Here is a 12,245-nt window from a genome sequence, read left to right as displayed (position 1 = left end):
TTCCTCCGTTACGACCTTCCTACGATCGGGGTACAGCGAGGCGGGGCCGGTCCACCTCGGTGCCGACCGGCGACAGCAGGAACACATAGGTGTCGACGCGGTGCATCCCGGCGTTCAGCCCGAAGACGACACCGCTGGCGAAGTCGAGGATGCGCTTGGCGACACCGGCATCCGCGACCGTCAGATCCAGCAGGACCGGGATCTGTGCCATGAGGTACTCCGCGACCTCACGGGCGTCGGCGAAGCACTGAACCCGCAGCACGACCAACCGCCGCTGGTCCGGGTCGTCTTGCGGCTTGCCGGGCGGAGTCTTGTGGTCGGTCCGGGACGGCCATGCGTCGCCGCCCCGCAGGGGAACGACTTCGGCGAGCCCCTCCCACTGCTCATCGGTGACGTCCTGCATGTTCACCGGGCCTCCCCCCGCGGGTGAGCGTCCTGGATATCCGCATGCCGCGAGTCTAGGGATGAACACACCAATCCGGCGCGGAGCGACACAGGTCGCCTCCATGTGCGAGCGCCGTCAGAAGCAGGGGCGCTCCGGCTCAACCGGAACGAACCGCCACCCCCAGGAGAGCGGCGGTGACGGGATGCTCGGGAGACGCGAAGATCCGCTCGGTCCGGCCCTGTTCGACGGCTCGGCCCTCCGACAGGACGACCAGTGCCTCGGTCCGGTCCTCCACCAGGCGAAGGTCGTGGCTGATGAGGATCAGGGCGAGGCCCCGGCGGTCCCGCAGCTCTTCGAGCAGGTTCATGACGGAGGTTGCGGTCTCGGCATCGAGACCGGACGTCACTTCGTCGCAGACCAGCACATCGGGGTCTGCCGCGAGCGCGCGGGCGATGGAGGCGCGTTGCCGTTGTCCACCGGAGAGTTCGTACGGATAGCGGTCCGCGAAGCCGGCCGGGAGGCCCACCTGTTGCAGGAGTTCCAGCACGCGCTCGCGAACCTGTCCGCGGGGCACGCGGCGATGCAGGACCAGTGGGCGGCCGATCGCCGCACCGATGGTGCGGCTCGGGTTGAGTGTGCCCAGCGGGTCCTGGGGGACGAGCTGGATACGCCGTCGCTGCTCGCGGGTGCGGCGGCCGGCGGAAGGGTGAAGAGACAGGCCGTCGAGGGTGATGGTGCCGCCGGCCGCGCGGTGCAGGCCGACGACCGTGCGCATCAGGGTGGTCTTTCCGGAGCCGGAGGCGCCAACGACACCCACGCTGGACCCGGCGGAGACGGTGAGATCGATTCCGTGCAGTACAGGGACCTGGCGCCCGCGGTGGGCGAAGGCTGCCGTCAGCCCGCTCGCGGACAGCACGGGAGGTTTCCCGGTGCCGTCCCGCCGTGCGGACCTGCCGGTGGTTTGTGGGAGTGCTCTGAGCCGTGGACGCAGTTCCACGACGTCGTCGGCGAGGCGGGCGACGAGGTCCGCGTCATGGCAGGACAGCGCGACCGCCATCTGGTGCCGGCTCACCAGGTGTCGCAGGAGTTCGCCGATCTCGTCGCGCAGATTCGCGTCGAGTCCGGCGGTGGGCTCGTCGAGGAGCAGGACGGCGGGGCGGCGGGCCAGTGCCCGGGCGAGGGCGACCCGCCGCTGCTGTCCGCCGGAGAGGGCACCGGGGCGACGGTCGGCCAGGTCCTGGTCGGTCGGCAGGCGCACCTCGGCGAGCAGGGCGCGCAGGGCCTCCGGACTGTGGTCGGCGGTGACTTCGGCGAGCAGGCGGCGGACCGTCATGCGGGGGTTGAGCCCGGAGCCCGGGTCCTGGCCGACGTAGGCGAGCCTGTGCCGGCGCAGGGCACGTTTCTCCGTCTCCGGCAGGCTGAACGGATCGTGACCGAGTACGCCGAGCTTTCCGGCCGTACGCTCCGCACCCGGGGGCAGGACGCCTGCCACGGCGCGCAACAGCGTGGTCTTTCCACAGCCGGACGGTCCGGTGAGGGCGACGACGCGGCCCGGGCGGACCTCCAGGCCGCCGTTCTCGAGGAGGAGCCGGCCGTCCGGGCCGGCGATCGTGAGGCCGCTGACGCGCACCGCGGCCTCCTCCGCACGGACTTGGCCTTCGGGGTACCACCGAGGTATGTGGTTCACAGTGCCGTCACCGCCTTCCGGCCGCTGGGCGGCACGAGTGCCGCGGCGGCCAGGTTGATGCTCATGGCCAGCAGGCCGATGGCGATGCTGGGGGCCAGTACGGCCCAGGGGTTGAGGAGGATTCCACCGGCGTTCTCGCGGATCATCAGCGCCCAGTCGGCGGCCGGGGGCTGCGGCCCCACCTGGAGGAAGCCCGCTGTGGAGACGACGTACACCGCGGCGATGAAGCGCAGCCCGAACAGGGCGAGGAGGGTGGCGCGCAGGTTGGGCAGGACCTCGCGGACGACGAGGTACCACAGGCGTTCACCGCCGACGGCCGCCGCCTCGATGTAACCGGAGGCCGCCACGGGCGCGGCCGCCGCTGCTGCCACGCGCACCGCGTAGGGCACCCCCAGGACGGTGGCCGCGGCGATCAGGGCGAAGTGGCCGCCGTCCGGCCAGGACAGGGCGATCAGGAGGATGCCGAGCACGGCGGGCAGCAGCATGAGTACGTCGGCTGCGCGGTCGATGACGCGGCCGATCCCTGGGCGGAGAGCGGCAATGGTGCCGAGGACGGCGGCCACGGCGGTGACGAGCATGGCCACCAGCAGGGACGTGAGGATGAGATCACGTCCCCCTGCGAGGAGGCGGGTGAGTACGTCACGGCCGAGCTGGTCGCCCCCGAGCGGCGCTCCATCGGCTGGTTCGGCGTAGGGGGCGGTGACCGGGACGTCGATCGCGTTCGGAGCGAGCCATGGCCCCGCCATGGCGAGGAGGACGAGGGCCAGGGCGGGCAGCGTGCGCAGCAGCAGCACGCCAGGACGCGCGCGCCCCTTGCGGACGGCCGGACTCCGGGTGATGGTCACAGGGTTCCTCCGGACGCCTTGGCCTTTACGACGTCGGCGAGGAGCAGCACGCCGCTGATGACGGCTCCCGTGACGGCGACGACTCCGGCGATGACCGGGCCGTCCCGGTCGGTGACGGCTCCGGCGAGAACGGCGCCGATGCCGGGGTAGTTGAAGACGGTCTCGACCACGACCGCGCCGCCGAGCAGCATTCCGGTCGAGGTGGCGATGCCGGCGGCGATCGCGGGCGCGGCACCGGGCAGCACATGGCGGATGAGGACGCGGTGGCTCGGCAACCCGTCGAGCACGGCGGTCTCCACGTGTGGTGCCTTGGCCTCGTCGGCGAGGGCGGCCCGCACGATACGGGTGTTCCAGCCGATCTGCGGCACGGACAGGGCGGCGACGGGGAGGACGAGCATCTGCCAGGACGCGGGCGAGCCGCCGCCGTCGGTCAGGGTCACGGCAGGCAGCCAGTCGAGCCACTGCGCGAAGACGAACACGAGGGCGACCGCGACCACGAACTCCGGCAGCGCGAGTACGCCGGTGGCCGTCGCCGAAACCACGCGGTCGACCTTGCCGCCGGGCCGCAGTGCCGCCCAGCCGCCGAGCGCGAGCGAGGCGGCGAGGGTGACCAGCAGGGCGAGCCCGCCGAGCAGGAGGGTGTTGGGGAAGGGGCGGGCCAGCATCTCGGTGATGGATTCGCCCCGTGCGGAGGTGCCGAGGTCACCGGTGGGCAGGCCGGTCATCCAGTCCGCGAAGCGTTCGAGGACCGGCCGGTCCAGGCCCAGTAGTTCGCGCCGCTGCGCGACGTCGGCCGCTCTCTCGCCGCGTTCGGAGGTGGCGGTGGCCGCGTCGCCGGGGAGCAGCTCGACGGCCGTGAAGACCGTGGCGAGCAGGACGGCGAGCAGGACGGCCCGGCGGGCGAGGAGGGCGGCCAGGCGCATCAGCGTGAGCAGCCGGGGCCGGGCGGGCCGGGAGGTTGGCTTTCCGCCCGGCTCGGCTCCTGCCCGCTCCACACCGCCGGTCAGCGGTTCAGCCATGCCCGCTCGAGCTGTACACGTCCATAACCGGGAAGGGTGGGCAGGCCGCGTACGGGAGCAGCCGCGAGGTCGATGCCGTCGGCCATGCCCCACAGCAGGTAGCCCGACTTGTGGTGCTCGATCTGCTGCACGTCGTGGAGCAGCTTGGCCCGGGCGGCTCGGTCCTCGGTGGCCATGGCCTTGCGGTACGCGGCGTCGAACTCGGCGTTCTTCCAGCCCGCTTCGTTCTGTCCGGAGTCCGAGACCATGGTCTTGCTGGCGAAGAACACCACGGAGTCGTTGGTGCCCCAGTACGAGGTGTACAGGTCGCCCTTGAGCCAGGTCTTCTCCCAGAAGGCGGACGATTCCTGCTTGACCACCTTGATCTTGACACCTGCTTCGCGTACCTGGGTCGCGAAGAGCGTGGCGGACTCGGCGAGTCCGGCGATGTCCTCCGTCGTCACCAGCTCGTAGGTCTTGGACAGGTCGAAGCCGGCTTCCTTCAGCAGGGACTTGGCCTTGGCGATGTCGCGGGTGCGCTGCGGAATGTCCTTGGCGTAGGCGGGGTCGCCGGTGCCGAGGATGTCGTTGGCGACCGTGCCGTAGCCGGACAGGACCTGCTTGACCATGGCCTCCCGGTCCACGGCCAGGCGCAGCGCCTCACGCACCTTCTCGTTCGCGAACGGGCCGTCGGCGGTGCGCATCACGATGGGCATCGCCATGTCGTTGGGGCGGCGCACGATCCGGATGTCCTTGCGCTTCTCGGCCGTTCGGGCCGCGACGGCGCCGACGTTGGAAGCGAGGTCGATCTGTCCGGCGAGCAGGGCGTTCGCCATGGCCTGCGGGGATTCGAAGATCTTGACCTCGATGGCGTGGAGCAGGACCTCGCCGCCGTACCAGTCCTCGTTGCGGACGAGCCGCGCGTTGCCGCCGCGGAACCAGTCGAGCTTGAAGGGGCCGGTGCCCGGGGCCTTCGCGATCTCCTTGTCCTCGGTGCCCTTTTTGACGACGAAGGTCGTCAGGCGGGTGAGCATGGGTAGTTCGGCGTTGGCGTAGTCGGAGACCAGGACGACGGTGTCGGCTCCCTCGGCCTTGATGTTCTCGGCCATGATGCCGGGGAGCCGGGAGGCACCGGATGGGGTGCCGCGCAGCCGGCGCAGCGAGAAGACGACGTCCTCAGCTGTGACCGGGCTGCCGTCGTGGAACTTCGCGCCCTCGGCGATGGTGAACCGCCAGGTCTTGAGGTCGTCCGACGCCGTCCAGCGGGAGGCCAGACGCGGCGCGGTGTTGGTCTTGGCCCCGGGCACGGTGAGGGTGTCGTAGATCAGCGAGATGATGAGGTAGTCGCTCTCGTTGGCCTGACTGCCGTGCGGGTCGCGGGTGATGGCGTTCGCCCGGCCCAGAGCGCCGACCCGGAGAGTGCCGCCGCGCTTGGGCTTGGCATCGGAATCCGACGCAGAGCCGGGGGTCTTGTCGCCGCCGCACGCCGCGAGCAGCACGGCAGCCCCCAAACCGCCACCAGCCCACAGCAACTGTCGTCTGTTCAGCTCCACGTCGTCCTCGTTCCCGGGTTGAAAATCGCACTACTTAGGTATGCCTACCCTAAGGATTGGACTACAGGCAAGGCCGCTGCACACCCCCGACCGTTAAGCCCCGGAAGTGCCCGATTTCGCACACAGGGGTGCGCACCCTCTCGTCGAACTGCCAGCCGAGCGCGAGGTGAAGATGCTTCGAGAGATAAGGTTTGCCTTACCTAAGTTCGATTGGTACGTTCCCCGGTGGCAGCTGCCAACCCCGCCCCGTACGGCGCCGACTTCAGCCATGCACCGCCGGATTCCCCCTGCCCGATTTCCCTGCGACGGAAGTGGATGACGCATCCATGACTACGGGACCCGCACCCGTCCGCGAGCTCGCCCAGCAATCGATCGACGAACTGACCCAAACGTCGCGAAAGATCCTCGACGAGTTCGGCAGCTCCGCCACTCGGCCGGAACTGTTGGAACGGGTATGCGAAACGGCAGCCGGGCTCAGCGAGCAGACGCGGCACCACTGCCGCCCCGTCGACACCGCCGACGGCTTGTTCCTCCTGCGCGGCCTGTCCGTCGACGACACCGACATCGGGGCCACGCCGACCAGTTGGGCCACGGCAGGCGACTGCGCGGCGGTGTGGGACGTGACCCTGCTTCTGCTCGCCACCGTGATGGGCAATCCCATCGCGTGGGAGGGGCAGCAGAACGGCCGGTTCGTACACAACATCGTCCCCAGCCCCGGCCACGAGCACGAGCAGACGGGCGCCAGCAGCACCGTGCTGCTGAGCCCGCACACCGAGGACGCCTTCCACCCGGGCCGCGCCCACCTGCTGATGCTCGGCTGCATGCGCAATCACGACCGGATCGCCACTACCGCCGCCAGCATCCGCAAGGTCCGGCTCCCCGACGCCGATGTCGAGCTGCTCTCCCAGCCGACGCTGCCGATCCTCCCCGACGACGCCTACACCGAGGCGCAGGGGTTTGACGGCCGCCCGCCGAACGTACCCACCCTGTGGGAGTCCGAGGACGGACTCACCCTCCGGTTCGACCCTGCCTACACACCGCTCGACGACGCCTCCCCCGAATTCCGCGCCGCCTACGGCCGCTTGGAGGACGAGCTCGCTCGCGCCTCGGTGGCGGTGAGCCTGGAGCCGGGTGACGTCCTGGTCGTCGACAACGACATGGTCGTGCACGGCCGGGTCCCGTTCCGGGCGCGCTACGACGGAACCGACCGCTGGCTGAAGCGGGCCTCCGTTCGCGTTCCGAACCGCCGCACCCGCCCCGCGGCCGAGGCGGCCGAGCACGGCTACGGCCAGGCGGCGATCGAGGCGTACACGTGACCACCGACCGGACGAAGGCGACCGAAGTGACCTACAGCGCCCAACTCATGGACGACAAGAGCTTGTCCGTTCTCAGCACCACGGACATCGCGGGCATCGACATCTCGCTGCCCGACGTGGTCTCCGTCGTCGAGCAGGCGTACCGGACCCTGGCCGATGGCAAGTCCGACAACCCGCGCAAGCTGACCGTCAAGCCCGAGGACGGGCACTCCGTCTCATACGCCATGCTCGGCCGCGACGGGGTCCGCAACGTCGTCGCCATCAAGACCTCGTACAAGCACGGGCTGCACGAGGACCGCGACAAGCAGCGTTACTACACCGCGCTGACCCTCTACGACGACGAGACCGGCCTCCCGGTCGCGATGATGGACTGCGGCCGCATCGGCTCGCTGCGCACCCCGGCGGTCTCCGCTCTTCTCGCCCGCGAGCTGGCAGCGCCCGGAAGCAGCAGCGCGCTGGTCATCGGCACCGGCACGCAAGGCCGGCTGGCTCTGCCCTTCCTGCTCACCACGCTCCCCCAGCTGGAGCGGCTGATGGTCTTCGGCACGCATCCGGACGGCATACGTGCCGTACGCGAGCAGCTGCACGCGTACTTCCCCGAGCGTGAGCTGGAAGTCGTCGAGGACCTGCGCTCAGCCGCCGCCGACGCCGACGTGGTCGTAGCCACCGCGGGACCGAACACCTCGGCGGCGGTCGAGTCCGACTGGCTGGGGCCTGCCGCGCTCTCGATCCTCGTCGGCCACGGCATCGCGCCCTCCACCCTGCACCGCGCCGACCGGGTCATCGCCACCAGCGCGGCACAGATGCGGGTCACCGGCACCGACATGGCCGACGAGAACGGCGAATTCCCGGACCTGGATGCCGAATTCCCGGAGGTGCTGGCGGGCCGCGCGGGCGGACGTACGGACGACGGGCAGCGCATCTTCGCGTACAACAGCGGTCTCGTCATCACCGACATCGCCCTCGGGCATCGCTTCGCGCAGCTCGCCCTCGCACAGGGCCTGGGAACGCGGGTGCCGCTGTGGCAGTGACCCGAATAGCAAGGATGCCGGGCCTGACGCTGCCCGCGCACCCGGACCCGCAGTCGGACGCCGTTCTGCACGGCGGTCTGCCGCAGGAGCTCGCGTACGTCTTCGGCGGACCGTTTCACCTCTTGCTGCCCGACCGCTTCGACGCCAACGTCGCCGCCTTCCGGGCAGCCTTGGACGAGGCGGGCGTCGACGGCCGCGTCTACTACGCCAAGAAGGCCAACAAGGCCGCGGCCTGGATCGAACGCTGCGCCCTCGACGGCACCGGCGTCGACGTGGCCAGCACCGGCGAGCTGCGCGAGGCACTGGGTCACGGCGTACGCGGCGAGAACATCGTGGTGACCGGCCCCGCCAAGGCCGACGGCCTGCTGCGCATCGCCATCCTGCAGGGCTGCCTCATCGCCGTGGACGCACTGGACGAGCTGGAACGCGTCATGACGGTCGCGTCGGCCACCCGTCCTGCCCGGATCCTCCTGCGCCGACTGCCCCCGATCCAGCCGCACAGCCGCTTCGGCATGAACGACTCCGAGCTCCACACGGCTCTGGAGCGGTGCCGCGACGCGGACGACGCCGTACGCATGGAGGGCTTCTCCTTCCATCTGTCCGGTTACGCCGTGCAGCCGCGCGCCGACCTGGCGGGCGAACTCGTCGGCCTGTGCCTCAAGGCCCGTGTCATGGGTCTGCAGGCGGACCGGATCAGCATCGGCGGAGGGTTCGCCGTCGACTACGTGGCGGCGGACGACTGGGAGCGGTTCACCCGCGACCAGAGTCCCGCCGACTATCACGCGGCAAAGTCCTTCGCGAACTGCGATTTCTACCCCTACCACTCGCCCGCCGCCGGCGCCGACACCCTGCGGGCCATCCTCGCCGCCCGCCCCGAGGGCAGCGATGTCACCCTGGCCGACCAACTGCGCGACGCCGGAGTCATCCTGCTGACGGAGCCGGGCCGCGCGCTGCTGGACCGGGCCGGCTGCACGGTCTTCCGCATCCAGGGCGTCAAGGTCCGCGGTGACTACGCAATCCTCACCGTGGACGGAACCAGCCTGAGCCTGTCCGAGCAGTGGTTCAACAGCGAGTACCTGCCGGACCCCCTACTCCTCACCGCCGACGACCGCCCGGGCGGCCCGCCCTTCCGCGCCTGCGTCGGCGGCGCCACCTGCCTGGAGTCGGACATGCTCACCTGGCGCAAGATCGTCTTTCCAACGCGGCCGGCCCCAGGAGACCTGCTGGTCTACCCCAACACCGCCGGATACCAGATGGACTCCAACGAATCGCCGTTCCACGACCTGCCCTTGCCCCCGAAGGTCGTCGTCGAGGACACACACGAGCGCACCCGCTGGCGGCTGGACCGCCGCCCGCCCTCCTGACCACCTGCCCACCTGGAGCCCGCGATGCACAAGGCACTCCTGCGCCCCGCCGTCGTCACCCGTGTCTCGGACCTCGTCGGCTATACGCCCCTGTTCGAGCTGTGCCGCACCGAGAACGGAAGTCGCCTGCTGCTCAAACTGGAGCAGTTCAACCCCACCGGCAGCGCCAAGATACGGATGGCCCGGCAGATGGTGATCGATGCCGAGGAGCGCGGCGAGCTGCGCCCCGGCGGCCGCATCATCGAGTCGACCTCCGGCAACACCGGCCTCGGCCTCGCTGTCATCGCCGCCGAGCGCGGCTACACCTTCACCGCCGTCGTCGACAATCACGCCTGCACCGACAAGCTGCGCGGCATGAAGTCCCTCGGCGCCGAACTCGTCTACGTCGTCGACGACGGCAGCGAGGACCTGGCCACCGCGGCCCGGGAGGAACTGGCCGAGCGGATGGCCCGCGACGACGACAACGCCATCTTCACCGAGCAGCACAACAACCCCGCCAACGCGGGCGGCTACTACCCCGTCGGCCGGGAACTGGACGCCGCCCTGGACGGCCGTATCGACATCCTCATCGGCGCCGTCGGCACCGGCGGGGGGCTGTGCGGCACCGGTCGCGAGCTGCGTACCACGGTGCCCGACGTGCGGATCGTCGGTGTCGAGCCCAAGGGCTCCATCGCGTTCGGCGGTCCGGCCCACGACTACTTCCAGTCCGGCACCGGCACCCCCGAAGGTGCCGAGATCGGCGCGCTCGTCGACTTCGGCCTCATCGACGAGGGCGTGAAGGTCGGCGACATCGAGGCGTTCGCCACCGCCCGCGTCCTCGCCCGTAAAACCGGACTGCTCATCGGCGGCTCCGCGGGCGGCGTCGTGTACGAGGCCCTGACCCGGATGGCGGCCCTCCCGCCGGAGACCACTATGGTCGCCCTGCTCAACGACGGCGGAGAGAAGTACATGGACACCGTCTTCGACGACGACTGGATGACCGCTCGCGACCTCATCGATCACACGGTCGAGCGCGAGATCGACGAGCTGCTGACCAAACTCCGCGGGAACTGACACCAATGCCGATACCCATACGCACCCTGCTCAGCGACAGCCGGGCCCTCGCCGGCCTCGCCGTGCCACTCGCCCTGACGCAACTCGCCCAGGTCGCCCTGACCACCACCGACACCGTGATGATGGGCCTGATGGGCGCCGAGGCCCTGGCGGCGGGCGGTCTCGCCATGGTGATCTTCAATCAGTTGCGCACCATGGGCGTGGGCATGGTCACCGCGGTCGGCAACCAGGTGGCCGCCGCAGCCGCCCGGTCCGAATCCGCCCCATCCGATACATCCCGGGGGCGGGCCGACGAGGAGGTACGCGACCTGGTCCGCGCCGCACTCGCCCTCGCCACCCTCGCCGGGCTCGCCGGAGCGGTGATCATGGTGCTGGTCGGCCACGCCGTCGTCTGGCTCGGCCAGGACGCCAAGGTGGCCGACGCGGCCAAGCCCGTTCTGTACGCCATGGCTCCCGGCCTGATCCCCTGCCTGTGGTTCCAGGCCATCCGGCAGTTCACCGTCGGCATGCGACGGCCGCAGGCACTCCTGCGCATCACCATCGCCTCCATCGCGGTCAACGCCGGGCTCAACTGGGTGTTCATCGACGGCACCTGGGCGCTGCCCGAACTCGGCCTGCCCGGCATCGGAGTGGCCACCTCCCTGGTCCACGTGCTGTCGTGCCTCGCCCTGCACGTCTCCGCCCGCCGTGACTCGGAGCTCGCGGCCCTGCTGGACATCCGCATATGGAAGACCCGCAAGGACACACTCCGCAGGCTGACCGGGCTCGGTACGCCCATCGCCGCCACCTACGGCTCCGAGGCCGGCTTCTTCTTCGTCGTCGCCCTCATCGTGGGCACCTTCGGCAGCGCGGCACTCGCCGCCCACACCGCCGTCAACCAGCTCATCTACATCGTCTTCCAGATAGCCGTCGGCCTTTCCCACGCCGCGTCCATCAACGTCAGCCGGGAACTGGCCCTGGGCCGGATCGACGCGGCCAAGCGCCTGAAGAACACCGCCCTGGCCTGCGCGGCCGCCGTCATGGCCGTCGTCGGCGCCGTCTACCTCCTCGCGCCGGAACTCGTCCTGCGCCCCTTCTTCTCCCCGTCCGAATCCACGGCGATCTCCATCGCCACCGACCTGCTCCTGGTCGCCGCCGTCCTCCAGTTCTTCGACTGCACCCAGAACATCGGCGTCGGTCTGCTCCGCGGACTGGACGACACCAGGGGCGGCTTCCACGTCACCCTCGTCGGTTACTGGCTCATCGGCCTGCCCGCCGCGTTCCTCCTCGGCCCCGTTACCGGGCTGGACGCCACCGGTGTCTGGCTCGGCCTGCTCACCGGCCTCGCCGCCACCGCGCTGCTCCTCATGCGCCGCTACAACCGGGGCCTAGCGGTGCGTGCCGAGGCGCTGCCCGCGGCGCCCATGCCGGCCATGTAGGACGGGCCGGCCGCGCCGGTGAGAAGCCGGTGTCGGTCTCGCCGTCGGGATGAACGAGCCCTGGTCCAGGGGACACGAAAGGGCCGTCCATCCGAACGGCCCGGTCATGCGCGAGAGGCGGCCGCTCCTACGAGAAGCGCCACCAGCTCAGACACGACGACAGATGCATGGGCACATCATAGCGTCAGCTGCCGTGATCCGGGTGAAACACCGTCAGACTGCGCCGCGCCGACGGCCGATTCGATCCGTAGATCAGCGCGTCTTTTCGGCGGGCTCAAGAATGGCCACGCACTCCACATGATGAGTCATCGGAAAGATGTCCGCCTGAACAGACCCCAGAAAACACCTGGTCAGAGCCGATTTCTCGGCTCATCGTCCTTCGTGTGCACGGCCAGAGCGTCGAACGAGCGTCAAAGACGAGAGTCCCGCGAGGAGGTGCGGAGAACAGCAGCGCCAGGCCGCCCAGCGCCGGCAGTAGCCCGGTGACGAACCTGAACCGATGACCAAGCCGACGACGATCACCACGACGAAGTTGTTCAGCGGGACCACGGGCACGACGAGCAGCATGGTTCCCGCATGCAAGCGCAAAAGCTCA

At 70.0% G+C, this 12,245-nt stretch carries 10 protein-coding genes; 5 read left to right on the top strand and 5 right to left on the bottom strand.

Annotated elements, in window-relative coordinates:
• Window positions 1-19: 19 nt before the first annotated feature.
• From ACY34J_RS01405 to ACY34J_RS01385, 5 genes are all read right to left on the bottom strand, one after another.
• The gene (locus tag ACY34J_RS01405; RefSeq protein ID WP_462724531.1) at window positions 20-403 is read right to left on the bottom strand and encodes a cell division protein SepF; all 384 of its coding nucleotides are present in this window, start codon (window positions 401-403) and stop codon (window positions 20-22) included.
• A 139-nt stretch (window positions 404-542) separates the two neighbouring features.
• The gene (locus ACY34J_RS01400) at window positions 543-2,072 is read right to left on the bottom strand and encodes an ABC transporter ATP-binding protein (RefSeq protein ID WP_462724411.1); all 1,530 of its coding nucleotides are present in this window, start codon (window positions 2,070-2,072) and stop codon (window positions 543-545) included.
• Window positions 2,069-2,917: an ABC transporter permease gene (locus ACY34J_RS01395; protein WP_462724410.1), complete on the bottom strand. Its 849-nt coding sequence runs from the start codon at window positions 2,915-2,917 to the stop codon at window positions 2,069-2,071. The genes ACY34J_RS01400 and ACY34J_RS01395 overlap by 4 nt, the downstream gene beginning before the upstream one ends.
• Window positions 2,914-3,936, bottom strand: a complete 1,023-nt coding sequence (locus ACY34J_RS01390; protein WP_462724409.1) for an ABC transporter permease — start codon at window positions 3,934-3,936, stop codon at window positions 2,914-2,916. The genes ACY34J_RS01395 and ACY34J_RS01390 overlap by 4 nt, the downstream gene beginning before the upstream one ends.
• Window positions 3,921-5,468, bottom strand: coding sequence for an ABC transporter substrate-binding protein (locus ACY34J_RS01385; protein ID WP_462724408.1), 1,548 nt, complete (start codon window positions 5,466-5,468; stop codon window positions 3,921-3,923). Before ACY34J_RS01385 ends, ACY34J_RS01390 begins: the two co-directional genes overlap by 16 nt.
• 326 nt (window positions 5,469-5,794) lie before the next feature.
• Here ACY34J_RS01385 and ACY34J_RS01380 point away from each other — a divergent pair, with 326 nt between their 5' ends.
• The 5 genes from ACY34J_RS01380 to ACY34J_RS01360 are packed head-to-tail and all read left to right on the top strand — an operon-like array spanning window position 5,795 to window position 11,650.
• Window positions 5,795-6,784 carry a TauD/TfdA family dioxygenase gene (locus ACY34J_RS01380; RefSeq protein WP_462724407.1) on the top strand — a complete coding sequence of 330 codons (990 nt, stop codon included), beginning with the start codon at window positions 5,795-5,797 and terminating at the stop codon, window positions 6,782-6,784.
• Between the two features lie 47 nt (window positions 6,785-6,831).
• The gene (locus ACY34J_RS01375) at window positions 6,832-7,815 is read left to right on the top strand and encodes an ornithine cyclodeaminase family protein (protein ID WP_462724530.1); all 984 of its coding nucleotides are present in this window, start codon (window positions 6,832-6,834) and stop codon (window positions 7,813-7,815) included.
• Window positions 7,806-9,179 (top strand): type III PLP-dependent enzyme domain-containing protein, encoded by a 1,374-nt coding sequence (locus ACY34J_RS01370; protein WP_462724406.1) that lies wholly within the window; start codon window positions 7,806-7,808, stop codon window positions 9,177-9,179. Before ACY34J_RS01375 ends, ACY34J_RS01370 begins: the two co-directional genes overlap by 10 nt.
• Window positions 9,180-9,203: 24 nt before the next feature.
• On the top strand, window positions 9,204-10,232 hold the full coding sequence (locus ACY34J_RS01365; RefSeq protein WP_462724405.1) for a cysteine synthase family protein: 1,029 nt from the start codon (window positions 9,204-9,206) through the stop codon (window positions 10,230-10,232).
• 5 nt (window positions 10,233-10,237) lie between these two features.
• Window positions 10,238-11,650, top strand: coding sequence for an MATE family efflux transporter (locus tag ACY34J_RS01360; RefSeq protein ID WP_462724404.1), 1,413 nt, complete (start codon window positions 10,238-10,240; stop codon window positions 11,648-11,650).
• The last annotated feature ends 595 nt before the right edge of the window (window positions 11,651-12,245 follow it).

Source organism: Streptomyces sp. HSS9-12, from assembly GCF_054963655.1.
Note: the sequence above shows the minus strand (reverse complement) of the source record. Positions and strands in the feature narration are given on the sequence as shown.

Coding starts and splice junctions, on each gene's coding strand:
- ACY34J_RS01405 (WP_462724531.1), bottom strand. CDS start 403: ATGCAGGACGTCACCGATGAGCAGTGGGAGGGGCTCGCCGAAGTCGTT.
- ACY34J_RS01390 (WP_462724409.1), bottom strand. CDS start 3,936: ATGGCTGAACCGCTGACCGGCGGTGTGGAGCGGGCAGGAGCCGAGCCG.
- ACY34J_RS01380 (WP_462724407.1), top strand. CDS start 5,795: ATGACTACGGGACCCGCACCCGTCCGCGAGCTCGCCCAGCAATCGATC.
- ACY34J_RS01375 (WP_462724530.1), top strand. CDS start 6,832: ATGGACGACAAGAGCTTGTCCGTTCTCAGCACCACGGACATCGCGGGC.
- ACY34J_RS01365 (WP_462724405.1), top strand. CDS start 9,204: ATGCACAAGGCACTCCTGCGCCCCGCCGTCGTCACCCGTGTCTCGGAC.
- ACY34J_RS01360 (WP_462724404.1), top strand. CDS start 10,238: ATGCCGATACCCATACGCACCCTGCTCAGCGACAGCCGGGCCCTCGCC.